This window comes from Candidatus Pantoea communis (genome assembly GCF_011752685.1).
Taxonomy (GTDB): Bacteria; Pseudomonadota; Gammaproteobacteria; order Enterobacterales; family Enterobacteriaceae; genus Pantoea; species Pantoea communis.
On the sequence record NZ_VWXC01000022.1, the window covers coordinates 78,959 to 95,277 of the forward strand.

General features: G+C 51.3%; 15 protein-coding genes. 6 read left to right on the plus strand and 9 right to left on the minus strand.

The window, feature by feature from the left end:
* Positions 1–175: 175 nt before the first annotated feature.
* Both F3J37_RS23035 and F3J37_RS23040 read left to right on the plus strand, forming a co-directional pair.
* On the plus strand, positions 176–472 hold the full coding sequence (locus tag F3J37_RS23035) for a YciI family protein (RefSeq protein WP_039334626.1): 297 nt from the start codon (positions 176–178) through the stop codon (positions 470–472).
* 3 nt (positions 473–475) lie between these two features.
* A complete protein-coding gene (locus F3J37_RS23040) occupies positions 476–646 on the plus strand; it encodes a hypothetical protein (protein ID WP_166936081.1) in 171 nt (56 codons plus the stop codon).
* Between the two features lie 16 nt (positions 647–662).
* Here F3J37_RS23040 and F3J37_RS23045 read toward each other — a convergent pair whose 3' ends face one another.
* Positions 663–836: a YciY family protein gene (locus tag F3J37_RS23045; RefSeq protein ID WP_097117257.1), complete on the minus strand. Its 174-nt coding sequence runs from the start codon at positions 834–836 to the stop codon at positions 663–665.
* A gap of 163 nt (positions 837–999) precedes the next feature.
* Between F3J37_RS23045 and cls the strand changes: the two genes are divergently transcribed.
* A complete protein-coding gene (gene cls, locus F3J37_RS23050) occupies positions 1,000–2,460 on the plus strand; it encodes a cardiolipin synthase (protein ID WP_034828843.1) in 1,461 nt (486 codons plus the stop codon).
* Positions 2,461–2,497: 37 nt separating this feature from the next.
* The gene (locus tag F3J37_RS23055; RefSeq protein WP_196250121.1) at positions 2,498–2,827 is read left to right on the plus strand and encodes an HI1450 family dsDNA-mimic protein; all 330 of its coding nucleotides are present in this window, start codon (positions 2,498–2,500) and stop codon (positions 2,825–2,827) included.
* Positions 2,828–2,880: 53 nt separating this feature from the next.
* On the opposite strand, the gene oppF is transcribed toward F3J37_RS23055, so the two are convergent.
* From oppF to F3J37_RS23090, 7 genes are all read right to left on the minus strand, one after another.
* The gene (gene oppF, locus F3J37_RS23060; RefSeq protein ID WP_166936083.1) at positions 2,881–3,885 is read right to left on the minus strand and encodes a murein tripeptide/oligopeptide ABC transporter ATP binding protein OppF; all 1,005 of its coding nucleotides are present in this window, start codon (positions 3,883–3,885) and stop codon (positions 2,881–2,883) included.
* A complete protein-coding gene (locus tag F3J37_RS23065) occupies positions 3,882–4,901 on the minus strand; it encodes an ABC transporter ATP-binding protein (protein WP_097116989.1) in 1,020 nt (339 codons plus the stop codon). The genes oppF and F3J37_RS23065 overlap by 4 nt, the downstream gene beginning before the upstream one ends.
* 11 nt (positions 4,902–4,912) lie before the next feature.
* A complete protein-coding gene (gene oppC / locus F3J37_RS23070; protein ID WP_034828835.1) occupies positions 4,913–5,821 on the minus strand; it encodes an oligopeptide ABC transporter permease OppC in 909 nt (302 codons plus the stop codon).
* A gap of 15 nt (positions 5,822–5,836) precedes the next feature.
* On the minus strand, positions 5,837–6,757 hold the full coding sequence (gene oppB, locus F3J37_RS23075; protein WP_034828832.1) for an oligopeptide ABC transporter permease OppB: 921 nt from the start codon (positions 6,755–6,757) through the stop codon (positions 5,837–5,839).
* Positions 6,758–6,838: 81 nt separating this feature from the next.
* Positions 6,839–8,476 carry an oligopeptide ABC transporter substrate-binding protein OppA gene (gene oppA / locus F3J37_RS23080; protein ID WP_034828830.1) on the minus strand — a complete coding sequence of 546 codons (1,638 nt, stop codon included), beginning with the start codon at positions 8,474–8,476 and terminating at the stop codon, positions 6,839–6,841.
* 159 nt (positions 8,477–8,635) lie between these two features.
* Entirely contained in the window at positions 8,636–10,270 is a 1,635-nt protein-coding gene (locus F3J37_RS23085; protein ID WP_166936085.1) for an ABC transporter substrate-binding protein, read from the minus strand.
* 576 nt (positions 10,271–10,846) lie between these two features.
* Positions 10,847–11,494 (minus strand): YchE family NAAT transporter, encoded by a 648-nt coding sequence (locus F3J37_RS23090; protein ID WP_166936087.1) that lies wholly within the window; start codon positions 11,492–11,494, stop codon positions 10,847–10,849.
* 444 nt (positions 11,495–11,938) lie between these two features.
* Here F3J37_RS23090 and adhE point away from each other — a divergent pair, with 444 nt between their 5' ends.
* The gene (gene adhE, locus F3J37_RS23095) at positions 11,939–14,617 is read left to right on the plus strand and encodes a bifunctional acetaldehyde-CoA/alcohol dehydrogenase (protein WP_034828825.1); all 2,679 of its coding nucleotides are present in this window, start codon (positions 11,939–11,941) and stop codon (positions 14,615–14,617) included.
* 51 nt (positions 14,618–14,668) lie between these two features.
* Here the strand turns inward: adhE and tdk are convergent, their stop codons facing one another.
* Positions 14,669–15,289, minus strand: a complete 621-nt coding sequence (gene tdk / locus F3J37_RS23100) for a thymidine kinase (RefSeq protein WP_166936089.1) — start codon at positions 15,287–15,289, stop codon at positions 14,669–14,671.
* Between the two features lie 417 nt (positions 15,290–15,706).
* Here tdk and hns point away from each other — a divergent pair, with 417 nt between their 5' ends.
* Positions 15,707–16,114, plus strand: a complete 408-nt coding sequence (hns, locus tag F3J37_RS23105; protein WP_166936091.1) for a histone-like nucleoid-structuring protein H-NS — start codon at positions 15,707–15,709, stop codon at positions 16,112–16,114.
* Positions 16,115–16,319: the final 205 nt, after the last annotated feature.

The following is a 16,319-nucleotide window of genomic DNA, read 5'->3' on the forward strand; positions in this document are numbered from 1 at the left end:
TTTTAAATGCAAATAGCAATCAGTTTCAATAAGCGATGTGTAAGCCACTCGCAGAAAGGCGTTTTTTAGCGGAGATTGCGCTATATGACGGTGGATTTATCTTTCATTTGCACTCTGATTAACGATCACTTAACGTGTCTCGCAATTTCGGCAAGTCTAACGGGAGTACCCCATCGTGCTTTACGTCATTTATGCGGAAGATACCGCAGATTCACTGGAAAAACGCAATTCCGTACGCCCTGCGCATCTCGCGCGCTTGCAGTTACTGCAGGATGAAGGTCGGCTGATCGCTGCTGGCCCATTGCCTGCTGTCGATAGCAACGATCCGGGTCCGGCAGGCTTTACCGGCTCAGTGATCATTGCCGAGTTTTCCTCGCTGGAAACCGCACAATCCTGGGCTAATGACGACCCGTACATTGCCGCTGGCGTGTATGAGAAAGTGGCGGTCAAACCGTTCAAGCGCGTATTTTAATCGATGTGGCAGTCTGTTTTACTGCTGGTAGCGGTGTTAACGCTGATTGGCAGAGCACTCTGGATTTGGCGTCAGCAAGGCTGGCGCCAGGCCCGGCAGCACATTGTGATGTTAGTCGTGCTGGCGGCCGCATTACAGATCGTCAATGTCTCTCTGGTGTTACGCGGCGCTTAACGGCCGCGTAAGCCATTTACATATTCTGCGTGATGAACAGGATAGATCGGCGATGCTGCTGCGCCACCTGATGACGAATGGCATGGATACGTTTATAGCGACGTGACTGCCCTTCCAGCCAACGTGCACGACGGCGGTGTACCTGACGTAACATTCTCCAGCGTGCCACTTCATTTCTGCTTCGTCTCATCACATCCTCATCAGACAGGCTAAACTCGCCAGGCATTATAAAGATCTGATTGAAAATGCCAAATCGAAAGCTTCATTGAACTGTCATTCACGATTAAAGGTTTCACTAGTGCTATTCAGCACGTAAACTTTCCTCATCAAAGCGCGAACAGGATGTCCACTTAATGACTACATTTTATACCCTAATCAGTTGGTTGCTGCTGTTCGGCTACTGGTTGCTGATTGCGGGTGTCACGCTGCGTATCCTGATGAAACGCCGCGCAGTGACGTCCGCCATGGCCTGGTTGCTGATCATCTATATTCTGCCGCTGGTGGGTATTATCGCGTATCTGTCGTTTGGTGAACTTCATCTGGGTAAACGCCGGGCTGAGCGCGCACGCACCATGTGGCCCTCCACCGCCAAGTGGCTTAACGACCTCAAACAGTGCCGCCATATCTTTGCCACCGAACACAGTGACGTGGCACGTTCATTATTTGAACTCTGTCACCATCGTCAGGGCATTGCGGGTGTCAAAGGTAATCAGCTACAGCTGCTCACTAACTCTGATGATGTGATGCACGCGCTGATTCGTGATATCCAACTGGCTCGTCACAATATCGAGATGGTGTTTTACATCTGGCATCCGGGCGGCCTGGCGGATGAGGTCGCGGAGTCACTGATGGCGGCTTCACGCCGGGGTGTACATTGCCGCCTGATGCTGGACTCTGCGGGCAGCGTGGCATTTTTCCGCAGCCCATGGGCGAATATGATGCGCAATGCCGGTATCGACGTGGTTGAGGCGTTACAAGTGAGCCTGCTGCGTGTGTTCCTGCGCCGTATGGATTTGCGACAGCATCGTAAAGTGGTGCTCATCGATAACTATATTGCCTACACCGGCAGCATGAACCTGGTCGATCCTCGCTACTTCAAGCAGGATGCAGGCGTGGGCCAATGGATCGATTTGATGGCGCGTATGGAAGGGCCGGTCGCGACCACGATGGGCATCGTTTACGCCTGTGACTGGGAGATTGAAACCGGCAAGCGCATTCTGCCGCCCGCGCCGGATGCCAACATCATGCCCTTTGAGCAGGAAAGCGGTCACATCATCCAGGTGATCGCTTCGGGGCCGGGCTTCCCGGAAGATATGATTCATCAGGCGCTGTTGACGGCGGTCTATTCCGCACGCGAACAGCTGATCATGACGACGCCCTATTTCGTCCCCAGTGACGACCTGCTGCACGCCATCTGCACCGCTGCGCAACGCGGTGTGGAAGTCAGCATTGTGGTGCCACGCCACAATGATTCGCTGTTGGTGGGCTGGGCCAGCCGCGCGTTCTTTACCGAGTTGCTGGAAGCAGGCGTAAAAATTTATCAATTTGAAGACGGTTTGCTGCATACCAAAAGCGTGCTGGTCGATGGACAGCTGAGTCTGGTCGGTACCGTAAACCTTGATATGCGCAGCTTGTGGCTTAATTTTGAAATCACGCTGGTGGTGGATGATGATGGATTTGGCAGCGATTTGGCCACGGTGCAGGATGACTATATCGCCCGCTCACGCTTACTGGATGGTGCGCGCTGGGCTAAACGTGCGTGGTGGCAACGCATCGTTGAACGACTGTTTTACTTCTTTAGCCCTTTACTGTAAAACGAGCGACAAGATTACCGCCTCAGATTAAGCAGGAATGACCATGGATTTAAATAATCGCCTTACCGAAGATGAAACGCTGGAACAGGCCTACGACATTTTTCTAGAACTGGCCGGTGATAACCTCGATCCGGCTGACATCATTCTGTTCAATCTGCAGTTTGAAGAGCGCGGCGGTGCGGAGTTGTTTGACCCGTCGGAAGACTGGCAGGAGCACGTCGATTTCGATCTCAACCCGGACTTCTTTGCGGAAGTGGTGATTGGTTTGGGTGAAGCGGACGGCGAGCCGATTACCGATGTGTTTGCCCGCGTGCTGCTGTGCCGCGAGAAAGACCATAAGCTGTGCCACATTCTCTGGCGTGAATAATCGCTGACGCATAAAACAACGCCGGGCAATTGCCCGGCGTTTTCTTTTCGACCTTATAAGGGGTCGACCTTCAGACAGGATACTGCGTGGCGGAAACTGCCCTCCAGCAACGGACGCGTTTTTGCACACTCAGGTCCGGCAATCGGACAGCGAGTGCGGAATACGCAGCCCGAGGGCGGATTGATCGGTGAAGGCAGTTCACCCTCCAGTAGCTGGATCTGTTTGTTTTTTTCCAGATCCGGATCCGGAATGGGTACCGCAGACATCAGTGCACGGGTGTAAGGATGCTGCGGATTGTTGTACACCGAGTCATAAGTGCCCAACTCAACCGCATGACCGAGATACATCACCAGTACACGATCAGAGATGTGCTTCACCACCGCAAGGTCATGCGCAATGAAAATGAGCGATAATCCCATTTCACGTTGCAGCTGCTGCAGCAAATTCACTACCTGCGCCTGAATCGACACATCCAGCGCCGAAACCGGCTCATCGCAAATAATCAGTTTGGGTTCGAGGATAAGCGCACGCGCAATGCCGATACGCTGACACTGACCACCGGAAAACTCGTGTGGATAGCGGTTAATGAGGTTTGGCAGCAGCCCAACCTTCATCATCATGTTTTTTACCTTATCCTTCACTTCCTGCTTTGGCATCTTCGGGTAATAGGTGCGCAGCGGCTCGGCAATGATGTCGCCAATGGTCATGCGCGGGTTCAGCGAGGCCAGCGGATCCTGGAAAATCATCTGGATATCGCTGCGCGCCTGGCGCCACTCATCCTGACTCTGCCCCAATAAATCACGTCCCAGCCAGGCCACACGACCGTCGGTGGCTTTCACCAGGCCGATGATGGCGCGTGCCAGGGTTGATTTACCACAGCCCGATTCGCCCACTACGCCGAGGTTTTCCCCCTCATACAAGCGCAGGCTGACGCCATCCACTGCTTTCAGTGTTTTTGGCGGCTGCCAGAACCACTGTTTGCCGTCTTTAATATCGAAATGCACCTTAAGATCGGCGATTTCCAGTAAGACTTTCTTCTCTTCGATGACGGTGCTCATGCTAATTCCTCCACCGGTTTGAAGCAGGCACGCAGACGCCCTTCCGCGAAAGGCTCCAGCGGCGGTGACTTGGCACAAACGTCCATCGCAAAGGCGCAACGTGGCTGGAACGGACAGCCCTGTGGCAAGCGCAACAGGTTAGGCGGGTTGCCAGGAATGGTGGTGAGTGACTCACCCTCTTCCGCATCCAGACGCGGCACCGCACTCAGCAGGCCAATGGAGTAAGGATGCGCAGGCTGATAAAACACATCGCGTGCACGGCCATACTCCATGGTACGCCCGGCGTACATCACCAGCACCTTGTCGCAGATACCGGCAACCACGCCGAGATCGTGGGTGATCATGATGATCGCGGTATTGAACTCGCGTTTCAGCTCGTTCAGCAGCGTCATGATCTGCGCCTGCACCGTCACATCCAGTGCCGTGGTCGGTTCATCAGCAATCAGCAATTTAGGACGACACAGCAGCGCCATGGCGATCATCACACGCTGACGCATGCCGCCAGAGAATTCATGCGGGAACATCTTCATGCGCTTGCGCGCTTCCGGCATTTTCACCGCATCCAGCATACGCACGGATTCTTCAAACGCCTGCGCGCTGCTCATGCCTTTGTGCAGCTTCAGCACTTCCATCAGCTGCTCGCCGACGCGCATGTACGGATTGAGCGAGGTCATCGGGTCCTGGAAAATCATCGCAATCTGCTCTGCGCGCAGCTTGTTCAGTTTGTTCTCCGGCAGGTTAAGGATCTCTTCACCGTTGAATTTTGCCGAACCGCCAATGCGACCGTTTTTTGCCAGCAGGCCCATCAGGGCGAAAGCGGTTTGCGACTTGCCCGATCCCGATTCGCCGACGATACCCAGGGTTTCGCCGGCACGAAGTGAAAAGTTAAGATCGTTGACTGCGGTGACATCACCATCGTGGGTGCCAAAGGTGACGCGCAGGTCTTTAACGTCCAGCAGCAGGTTACTGTTTCCCGCACGTGCAGCCATTGCTGGCTGAAATTCATGTATGGTCATCGGGAAACTCCTTAACGATCTTTCGGGTCGAGAGCATCACGCAGGCCATCGCCGATAAAGTTGAAACAGAACAGCGTGACCACGAGGAAACCCGCCGGGAACATCAACAACCAGGGCGAGACTTCCATGGAGTTGGCGCCGTCACTCAGGAGTGCGCCCCAACTGCTCAGTGGCTCTTGCGTACCCAACCCGAGGAAACTGAGGAAGGATTCAAACAGAATCATGCTGGGCACCAGCAATGAGGCATAGACCACCACCACACCCAGCACGTTCGGTACGATGTGACGTAGCACGATATTGAAGGTCGACACCCCACCCACCTGAGCCGCTTCAATAAACTCTTTGCGCTTCAGGCCCAGCGTCTGGCCACGCACGATACGCGCCATATCCAGCCACGACACCATACCGATCGCCACAAAGATCAGCAGGATGTTACGACCAAAGAAGGTCACCAGCAGGATCACGAAGAACATGAACGGGAAGGAGTTGAGGATTTCCAGAATACGCATCATCACGGAGTCGATTTTACCGCCGAGATAGCCCGCCAGTGAACCATACAGCGTGCCCACCAGCACCGCGATCAACGCGGAGGCAATGCCGACCATCAACGAGATACGACCGCCAATCGCCACGCGCACCAGCAAGTCACGTCCCGATGAGTCGGTACCAAACCAGTGGCCTGATACCGTATCCGGAGCGGCTGACATCATGGCCCAGTCGGTATCATCATATTTAAACTGCGATAACACCGGCGCTAATATCACGAACAGGGTAATCGCTAACAGCACCAGCAAACTGATCAGCGCAGCGCGGTTATGGATGAAGCGGCGACGCGCATCCTGCCACAGGCTGCGCCCTTCGACTTCCAGTTTTTCACTGAAGGCATCCAGAGCTTCGCTGTTTTTCTTACTTAACATCATGGGCGAACTCCACCATCAGTAACGGATTTTCGGATCGATGACGGCATAAAGCACATCCACGATCGCATTGAACAGAATGGTCAGCACGCCGACCAAAATGGTCAGACTCATCACCAAAGAATAGTCACGGTTCAGGGCACCGTTAACAAACAGCTGGCCAATACCCGGCAGACCGTAAATCGATTCGATCACCATTGAACCGGTGATGATGCCGACGAATGCCGGCCCCATATACGAGAGCACGGGTAACATGGCAGGTTTCAATGCATGACGCAGTACGATACGGCGCAGCGGCAACCCTTTGGCGCGCGCGGTGCGAATAAAGTTGGAGTGCATCACTTCAATCATCGAACCACGCGTAATACGCGCGATGCTGGCGATATAGGCCAGAGACAGCGCCACCATAGGCAGCAGCATGTAATTCCACTGCCCACCGTTCCAGCCACCGCCCGGCAGCCAGCGCAAGGTAATCGCAAAAATCAGCACCAGCAGCGGTGCGACGACAAAGCTGGGTATCACGACGCCCGTCATGGCGACCCCCATTACCGCGTAATCCCACAAACTGTTCTGTTTGAGCGCGGCAATGACTCCTGCCGTCACGCCAAGGATCACTGCAAGGAAGAAGGCGGCGAGGCCGAGTTTGGCCGAAACCGGGAAGGCATGGCCGACCAGATAGTTAACGGAATAATCTTTGTACTTGAACGATGGTCCAAAATCGCCGTGCGCCAGTTGCACTAAGTAACTGACGTACTGTTTGCCGATCGGATCGTTCAAATGATATTTGGCTTCGATGTTCGCCATCACCTCAGGCGAGAGCGTGCGCTCGCCGGTAAACGGACTGCCGGGTGCCAGTCGCATCATAAAGAAGGAGATGGTGATCAGGATGAAGAGCGTCGGGATCGCTTCCAGAAGCCGACGCAGGATGAATTTTAACATTGCCGTACCTACCAGGCTGTTGCTTCACAAAGTCAAAAAGGCGGCGCTACAGCGCCGCCACTGTCGATAGCCTGAGTGCTATTAATGTTTAATGATATACAGGTTTTTATCGAGGGTTTTATCCAGCGGATCATTACCGGTGTAACCACCCACGTACGGTTTCACCAGACGCGCATTCACGTAGTAGTAAACCGGCACGATGGTGCTGTCTTTATCCAGAATCTGCTCAGCTTTCTGGTAATCCGCGACACGGGCTTTATCGTCTACCGCTTTCACCGCATCGTGGATCACTTTATCGAAGTCTGCGCTCTTATAGTGCGAGGTGTTACTGCTGCTGTCAGACAGCATGATGTTCAGGAACGAGGTTGGCTCGTTATAGTCTGCACACCAGGCCGCACGAGAAACATCAAAGTTGCCCTGATGACGGGTATCCAGGAAGGTTTTCCACTCCTGGTTCTCCAGTTTGATGTTCACGCCAATGTTCTTTTTCCAGATCGAAGACGCGGCGATAGCCAGTTTCTTATGCAGATCCGAGGTGTTGTACAGCAGGTTGAAGGTCAGTGGCTTGTCAGCCGTGTAACCCGCTTCAGCCAGCAGTTTTTTCGCTTCTTCGTTACGCTTATTCTGATCCCATTTGAACCAGTCTGGCGGCAGCAATTCCATGCCGTCGGTGGCTGGCGGGGTAAAGCTGTACGCCGGTAACTGCCCCTGCGCCAGCACCTTATTCACCATGATGTCGCGATCCAGACCCAGTTTCAGCGCAGTACGCACGCGCGGATCGGTGAATGGCGCTTTCTGGTTGTTGATTTCATAGTAGTAGGTGCAGAGATACGGCTTCACCATCAACTCTTTGCCGTTATCACGCTGCAGTTTTTTGAACAGCTCGATCGGCATGTTGTTATAAGTGATGTCACTGCCGTTCTCAGAGAAGTAACGGTTCACGTCACTGACTTCTGAGTTGATCGGCAGGAAGGTCACTTTGTTCAGTACGGTGTGCGCATTATCCCAATATTCCGGGTTACGTACGATGGTGACACGTTCGTTGATGACGTGTGATTCCAGTTTAAACGCACCGTTGCCCACCCAGTTTTGTGGCTGCGTCCACTGATCACCAAACTTATCGATAGCAGGCTTATACACCGGTGACATCACGGAGTTGATCAGCAGCTTGTAGAAATAAGGAACCGGCTCGCTGAGGGTCACTTCCAGCGTATGGTCATCAATGGCTTTCACACCCAGATCGGTGATCGGTTTTTTACCGGCGATGATGTCATCGACATTCAGGATGTGGCCGTATTGCGGATAGCTGGCGTAAGGAGAAGCGGTTTTAGGATCGACTAAACGCTCCCAGCTATAGACGAAATCTTGTGCCGTGACTGGCTCGCCATTGGACCATTTAGCGTTTTTACGCAAATGGAAAGTCCAGACTTTAAAATCTTTGTTTTCCCAGCTTTCTGCCACGCCCGGAATCGGTTTGCCATCGCTGTCGCTGATGATCAGACCTTCGTACAGATCGCGTGCGATGTTGTCTTCCGGCACGCCTTCAATTTTATGCGGGTCAAGCGATTGCACTTCATCGCCATTACCACGTACCAGCTCCTGTTTTGCTGCCAATTCAACGCCTGCTGGCACTGCGGCCAAAGCAGCATTCCCTGCCAGTGCGCCGATTGCTGCAAGAACGCCTGCGGCAATCAGGCTTTTTTTCGTGATGTTGTTCATTACTTAGCTCCAGTTTTATTATCGTCACCGGGTCAGTGAACTGCCCGGCGTACCCCGTTTCCGGGAGATCTCTGCCTGTCTGAACAGAGACCACTACCACCCTTCAGGGTTTACCACGTTAATGTGCCGTCCGACTGTAGCGCCGGTTCCACACATTACTCAATGTTTCTTTATGTAATAGTATTTCAATGCCAGCATATCCTGCGGATCTTTACCGGTAAAACCGCCTACCCAGGGTTTCACCAGACGCACGCTGACCCGATAATAAACCGGCACGATAGGCGAGTCCGTATCCAGCTGCGCTTCGGCCTGCTGATACAATGCGGCACGCTGAGTGTTATCGGCAACCGTCAGGGTTTGCGCCATCAATTTATCGAAGGCATCGCTGTGATAGAACGCGGTGTTGATCGAGGAACCACTCAGCAGCATATTGAGGAAAGTTGAGGGCTCGTTATAGTCCGAGCACCAGGTAGCGCGCACCACATCGTATTGTGCCTGATGACGCGTCTCCAGCAGCGTTTTCCACTCCTGATTTTGTAGCGTCACCTCGGCACCGAGGTTCTTTTGCCACATCGAGGCGGCGGCGATAGCCTGTCGTTTATTCTGCTCAGAGGTGTTATACAACAACGTGAAACGCAGCGGATGCTGAGCATTAAAACCGGCATCGGCCAGCAGTTGTTTGGCACTGGCGTTACGTTCGGCCTGAGTTTGCTTCGACCAGGCAGGGGCTTCAGGCGAGATGCCATGCGTAAATGGCGGCGTCAGCGCATAGGCGGGGATCTGACCTTGCCCCATGATCTTGTCGGCGATGATGTCACGATCGAGCGTCAGCTTCAGGGCTGTACGAACTCTTGCATCATCAAACGGCGCCTTTTTGTTGTTCATTTCATAGTAGAAGGTGCAGAGCACAGGGCTGACTTTGACCTGATTACCTAAATCCTGCTGCAACTTCTTGAATAAATCCGGTGGCACCACGCTGTTGGTCATATCCGTACCACCACTGCGATAGCGGTTGATGTCACTGTTTTCGGAAGAGAGCGGCAGAAAAACGCCCTCATCAATCACACTGTGCGCGTTATCCCAATATTGCGGGTTACGCTTCAGGACAATCTTTTCATTCACCACCCAGTCAGCCAGCGTGTAGGCACCATTTCCCACATAGTTCTGCGGTTGGGTCCACTGCTCGCCGAATTTTTCAATCGCCGCGCGATACACCGGCTTCATCGCGGTATGGGCCAGCATGTCGACAAAATAGGGAACAGGCTCAGTGAGTGTCACTTCGAGGTGATGCGCATCAATCGCTTTCACGCCCAGTGAATCCGGCGAGGCTTTGCCCGCCAAAATGGCGTCGATGTTGGCGATATGGGCAGCTTGCAGATAACTGGCATAGGGTGAAGCTGTTTTCGGATCGGCCAGACGCTGCCAGCTGTAAACGAAATCTTGCGCGGTGACGGGTTCACCGTTGCTCCAGCGCGCATCTTCACGCAGGGTGAAGGTCCAGATACGCCCCTGCTGGTTGCTCCACTGGTTTGCAACGCCAGGCACAATCTGACCATTGTTATCGGTCTCGACCAGCCCCTCTAACAAATTGCGGATGACATTAGATTCGGGAACCCCTTCCGTTTTTTGCGGATCGAGCGAGGACACTTCACTACCGTTATTGATGACAATGCGCTGTGTTGCAGATAATTGCGTCCCTGCCGGGATGTCAGCCGCCTGACTATGAGAGATAAAACCTGCCAGACAAAGTACCAGAGACGTGCGCGCAACTTTTTTCGCTACCATGCTCTTCATCAACAAATATCAACCTTAAATAAAAACCTGATAGCGAGTAAGCAAGAAGCGTACACATTTGTCGCGAACAGGGAAAAAATTTGTGATGAGCCGAAAATTATCAGAACCGATGCCCGCACGCCAAAGCTAAACAGCAAAAAATGTTAGCTAATTCTCTTTTATCATGTAGACCGCGACAGGAGAAGTGTTAATTTTCATCCTAAAATATTATTCAACCAGATGTTTTATAAGAAATAAGTCAATATTCCGCTGATTTTATCGCCAATAAAGCCTTGCAATCCGCTATTTTACTGTTAACGCTGCCAAACTCTCATCTAACAATATGAAACGTTATTTGAGGTGATAAAACTTCCGAATAGTTACTGATTAAAATGAATATGGCAGTGAAATATACTGTGATAATTATCACATATATTTGTTGATGAACTGGCGCGGGAAGGAAAAGTAGTAGCAAAAGTGATGATAGTCAGATCATATTAAGCCAGGCGAATAACCTCACCCTATTGGTGCAAAATACTGGCCCATTGCACCAATATGGATCACAAAAGTTATTTTTTAACTGAAAACACCGACAAATTAATTCAGCAAACCCGGAAATATCGCCTTCATCCCGGTGACAACAAACTCAATCCCCAGTGCCATTAGAAGCAATCCCATGATTCGGGTAATCACGTTAATGCCTGTTTGTCCTAAAACGCGCACCATTAAAGGGGCAGCCCGGAACAGTAACCAGCAACAGAAAGCAAAAATCGCAATGGCGACAGTGAAACCGAGCAGGTTTATCCAGCTGTGGTAACGCGTGCTCCAGACGATAGTCGAACTGATCGCACCCGGCCCGGCCATTAAAGGTAAAGCCAGCGGCACCACACCAATACTTTCACGAATCGCGGTCTCTGATTTTTCCTGTTTGTTTTGCTTATCCTCGCCCAGCTTGCCGCTGATCATCGACATTGCAATAGTGACCACCAGAATGCCGCCAGCGATACGGAATGAGTCAATGGAGATGCCGAAGAGATGGAGAATAGCGTCCCCGAGGAACAGCGAGGTCCAGAGAATGATCGCTACAGCCAGATTTGCCGTGAAGTTGGTTTTATTCCGCTCAGCGACAGCCTGGTAGCTGGTCATGCTAATGAACACGGGAATGATCCCCACGGGATTGACCAGGGCAAATAAACCGACAAAAAACTTAATGTAGCCGGAAAAATCAAGTAGCACGGGGTTCACGGTGAGCTCCACGAAGGTAGTGTTTCAAATCGCGCTTAATGTAGTGCATAAGCCGGAGGGAAAACCAGTAGGTTAAGCGGAAATATATGCTGCTATTTCCCCTTACTTCCAGTTTATTCTTCTGCGAACAATGGCTCGTCGCCCACCTCACGTCATCTCCATCAACTAAAACCGCTTAATGAGTTACTTTAGTTGCTAAAGTCGATGCTGAAAGGTGTCAGCTTGGCGCCAGATTGATCCACATCAAAATTTGCCTACCTCATCAGGGGTAATCTTAACCCATCGAAACTATTGATACAGGCGTCAGCATCTTATCCTGGAAACCCTTTTAGTAAGCAACGGCAATCTACTCGCCACTCTGAACAACGTATAAGCATAGCGCGACTATACTTTCCGACTCAGGCTTGCTTACTAAAAGAGTTTAACTTCCTTCAGGAGAGCACTATGGCCGTTACAAATGTTGCCGAACTTAATGCACTGGTAGAGCGTGTTAAAAAGGCACAGCGTGAATACGCCAACTTTAGTCAGGAACAAGTTGATACCATTTTCCGCGCTGCTGCACTCGCCGCTGCTGATGCCCGTATCCCCCTCGCCAAAATGGCCGTCGCCGAATCGGGCATGGGTATCGTTGAAGATAAAGTGATCAAAAACCACTTCGCTTCTGAATATATCTACAACGCCTATAAAGATGAGAAAACCTGTGGTGTGCTGGATACAGATGACACCTTCGGTACTATCACCATCGCTGAGCCAATTGGCCTGATTTGCGGTATCGTCCCGACCACTAACCCGACCTCAACCGCCATCTTTAAAGCCTTGATCAGCCTTAAAACCCGTAACGGTATCATCTTCTCACCACATCCACGCGCCAAAGACGCCACCAACAAAGCAGCCGACATTGTGTTGCAAGCCGCCATTGCGGCCGGTGCACCGAAAGACATTATTGGCTGGATCGATGTCCCGTCAGTAGAACTGTCTAACCAGTTAATGCATCACCCTGATATCAACCTGATTCTGGCCACCGGTGGCCCAGGCATGGTAAAAGCCGCATACAGTTCCGGTAAACCGGCGATTGGTGTCGGTGCCGGTAATACGCCTGTTGTTATCGATGAAACCGCCGATATTAAACGCGCAGTCGCTTCTATCCTGATGTCGAAAACCTTTGATAACGGCGTCATTTGTGCGTCAGAGCAGTCTGTCATCGTGGTGGACTCGGTCTACGATGCGGTTCGCGAGCGTTTCGCCAGCCATGGTGGCTATCTGTTACAGGGCAAAGAGTTGAAAGCCATTCAGGATATCATTCTGAAAAATGGTGCACTGAATGCCGCTATCGTCGGCCAACCTGCGGCAAAAATTGCTGAATTGGCCGGCATCAGCGTCCCTGCGACCACTAAAATTCTCATCGGTGAAGTGAAGCTGGTGGATGAGTCTGAACCGTTTGCCCACGAAAAACTGTCGCCAACCCTGGCGATGTATCGCGCAAAAGATTATTACGACGCGGTAGATAAAGCAGAAAAACTGGTGGCTATGGGCGGTATCGGCCATACCTCTTGCCTGTACACTGACCAGGATAACCAACACGAGCGCGTGCACTTCTTTGGCGACAAAATGAAGACCGCCCGTATTCTGATTAACACACCAGCTTCGCAAGGCGGTATTGGCGACCTCTATAACTTCAAACTTGCGCCTTCGTTGACGCTGGGCTGTGGTTCCTGGGGCGGTAACTCAATTTCTGAGAACGTCGGACCTAAACACCTGATCAACAAGAAAACCGTGGCCAAGCGAGCTGAAAATATGTTGTGGCATAAACTTCCGAAGTCTATCTACTTCCGTCGTGGTTCACTGCCGATTGCCCTGGAAGAAGTCGCGACCGACGGTGCTAAGCGCGCCTTTATCGTCACTGACCGCTTCCTGTTTAACAATGGCTATGCGGATCAAGTCACTCGCGTGTTAAAAGCGCACGGCATCGAAACTGAAGTGTTCTTTGAGGTAGAAGCGGACCCAACACTCAGCATCGTACGTAAAGGTGCTGAGCAGATGAACAGCTTCAAACCCGATGTGATTATCGCCCTGGGCGGCGGTTCCCCGATGGATGCCGCGAAAATCATGTGGGTGATGTACGAACATCCTGAAACCCACTTCGAAGAACTGGCGCTGCGTTTCATGGATATCCGTAAACGTATCTACAAGTTCCCGAAAATGGGCGTGAAAGCGCGCATGGTGGCCATCACCACCACTTCCGGTACCGGTTCTGAAGTTACACCGTTTGCGGTAGTGACTGACGATGCCACAGGCCAGAAATATCCGTTAGCGGACTATGCGTTGACGCCTGATATGGCGATTGTGGATGCCAACCTGGTGATGGATATGCCGCGTTCACTCTGTGCGTTTGGTGGTCTGGATGCGGTGACTCACTCGCTGGAAGCCTATGTCTCTGTACTTGCAAATGAGTACTCGGATGGCCAGGCGCTGCAGGCGCTGAAACTGCTGAAAGAGAACCTGCCGGCCAGCTATCGTGAGGGGGCGAAGAATCCAGTAGCGCGTGAACGTGTGCATAATGCGGCCACAATCGCCGGTATCGCGTTCGCCAACGCCTTCCTCGGTGTGTGTCACTCCATGGCGCATAAGCTGGGCTCGGAGTTCCACATTCCGCACGGTTTGGCCAACGCCCTGCTGATTTGTAACGTCATCCGTTACAACGCGAATGACAACCCAACCAAGCAGACAGCTTTCAGCCAGTACGATCGCCCACAGGCACGTCGTCGCTACGCTGAAATTGCCGACCATCTTGGATTGAGTGCACAGGGTGACCGCACTGCCCAGAAAATTGAAAAACTGCTGGCATGGCTGGAAGAGATGAAAACTCAACTCGGTATCCCAACCTCTATCCGTGAAGCTGGCGTGCAGGAAGCCGATTTCCTGGCGAAAGTCGATAAGTTGGCAGACGACGCGTTTGATGACCAGTGTACCGGTGCGAATCCGCGTTATCCGCTGATTGCTGAATTGAAGCAAATCATGCTGGATACCTTCTATGGCCGCGAATTCTCTGAAGCTGAAGGCCCAGTGGCTGAAGCCGCCGATGATAAAACGGTGAAAATCGAGAAAAAAACCAAAAAAGCCTAACCGGCTAAAAACAAAAAACCCGCTGCGGCGGGTTTTTTTATCGCTAAATAATCAAGCTTGCGGAGATTGCGCACCATAGATAGCTTTTAACGATCCTTCATCAATCGCCTGTTTATAGTGTTTACGGCAGACAGAAATATATCGCTCATTGCCGCCAATCACCACCTGCTCTCCTTCGCTGAACGGTTTACCGTTGGCATCAAGGCGCAATACCATGCTGGCTTTACGGCCGCAATGGCAGATGGTTTTAAGCTCAACCAGTTTATCTGCCCATGCCAGTAAATATTGACTGCCGGTAAAGAGCTCGCCGCGAAAATCAGTGCGTAATCCATAACACAATACGGGAATATCCATATTGTCGACCACATCCGATAACGCTCTGACTTGCTCACGTGTCAGGAACTGACTCTCATCCACCAGCACACAATGAACCGGTTGCTTCGCATGCTCCCTGGCTATTTCCTGATTTAATTGTGTCGCAGCGTTATATAAAAATGCAGAAGACGAAAGACCAATCCGCGAGCTTACCTTGCCCGCACCAAAGCGGTCATCAATCTCGGCGGTATACACCAGAGTGCGCATGCCGCGCTCCTGATAGTTATAGGAGGACTGAAGCAAAGCAGTGGATTTACCCGCGTTCATCGCGGAGTAATAAAAATAAAGTTGGGCCATATGCAGAATCTCATCGCAGCACAAATCTGATGGCGCGCAGTCTACCATAAACAAGTAAACCTGTAGCGATGCATTATTTTTATCATTTGCTCAAATTAACGACAATGGCAGGTACGTGATTCATCATCGATGTTAAAACAGCACTTTTTGGCAAAGGACAATCTATGCTGAGAATTTATTCAGCATTATTACTGCCAAAGTGTAAGGATTAGCACAACGTCACGGTGGCAAACGCGGATAATCAAGGCTTCAGATCTAAGCGCTAACGGTAAATATATTTGTAAACCGTAATACAATGTGATTTCTGGTTTTTACTTAACGTTTTACTTTTTAATCTGACTATTGCAGTTATTTTTTAGCCCCACTATTATGAGTCGGCAGAACAACTCCCATTTATTATATTTTGAGATTAGGACAATGAGCGAAGCACTTAAAATTCTTAATAATATCCGTACATTGCGCGCGCAAGCTCGGGAATGCACTCTGGAAACACTGGAAGAGATGCTGGAAAAACTCGAGGCTGTCGTCAATGAGCGTCGTGAAGAAGAAACTCACGCGCAGGCTGAAAATGCTGAACGTAACCGCAAACTTGAACAATACCGTGAGATGCTGATTGCAGATGGTATCGATCCAAACGAATTGTTACAGGCACTTTCTGAGACCAAAGCACCGGGAAAAACCAAGCGTGCTGCACGTCCTGCCAAGTATTCTTACGTTGATGAAAATGGTGAAAACCGTACCTGGACAGGTCAGGGTCGTACACCAGCCGTGATTAAAAAAGCGATTGAAGAACAAGGTAAACAACTGGACGATTTCCTGCTGTAATTTTCCAGTGCTTCGAATTGTGAATAGCGCTAACGTGAGTTCACTTTACACCGGGTAAGAAAAAGGAAGCCGCTGGCTTAATGCCGATCAGTTAAGACAAAAATGATCGGTTGAACGATCCGGCAGTTCTGCAAGAATCCGTAATCTCTCAGGGATTACGGATTTTTTTATGCTTCTCAGTCAGGCTCTCGATATCGTTCATAAG

Excerpts from the sequence above, each read along its gene's own strand:
- F3J37_RS23040 (WP_166936081.1), top strand. The coding sequence starts at position 476 with ATGTGGCAGTCTGTTTTACTGCTGGTAGCGGTGTTAACGCTGATTGGC.
- oppB (WP_034828832.1), bottom strand. The coding sequence starts at position 6,757 with ATGTTAAAATTCATCCTGCGTCGGCTTCTGGAAGCGATCCCGACGCTC.
- hns (WP_166936091.1), top strand. The coding sequence starts at position 15,707 with ATGAGCGAAGCACTTAAAATTCTTAATAATATCCGTACATTGCGCGCG.
- oppF (WP_166936083.1), bottom strand. The coding sequence starts at position 3,885 with ATGAGCACCGTCATCGAAGAGAAGAAAGTCTTACTGGAAATCGCCGAT.
- tdk (WP_166936089.1), bottom strand. The coding sequence starts at position 15,289 with ATGGCCCAACTTTATTTTTATTACTCCGCGATGAACGCGGGTAAATCC.
- F3J37_RS23085 (WP_166936085.1), bottom strand. The coding sequence starts at position 10,270 with ATGAAGAGCATGGTAGCGAAAAAAGTTGCGCGCACGTCTCTGGTACTT.
- oppC (WP_034828835.1), bottom strand. The coding sequence starts at position 5,821 with ATGATGTTAAGTAAGAAAAACAGCGAAGCTCTGGATGCCTTCAGTGAA.
- adhE (WP_034828825.1), top strand. The coding sequence starts at position 11,939 with ATGGCCGTTACAAATGTTGCCGAACTTAATGCACTGGTAGAGCGTGTT.
- F3J37_RS23065 (WP_097116989.1), bottom strand. The coding sequence starts at position 4,901 with ATGACCATACATGAATTTCAGCCAGCAATGGCTGCACGTGCGGGAAAC.
- cls (WP_034828843.1), top strand. The coding sequence starts at position 1,000 with ATGACTACATTTTATACCCTAATCAGTTGGTTGCTGCTGTTCGGCTAC.
- F3J37_RS23055 (WP_196250121.1), top strand. The coding sequence starts at position 2,498 with ATGACCATGGATTTAAATAATCGCCTTACCGAAGATGAAACGCTGGAA.
- F3J37_RS23045 (WP_097117257.1), bottom strand. The coding sequence starts at position 836 with ATGAGACGAAGCAGAAATGAAGTGGCACGCTGGAGAATGTTACGTCAG.
- oppA (WP_034828830.1), bottom strand. The coding sequence starts at position 8,476 with ATGAACAACATCACGAAAAAAAGCCTGATTGCCGCAGGCGTTCTTGCA.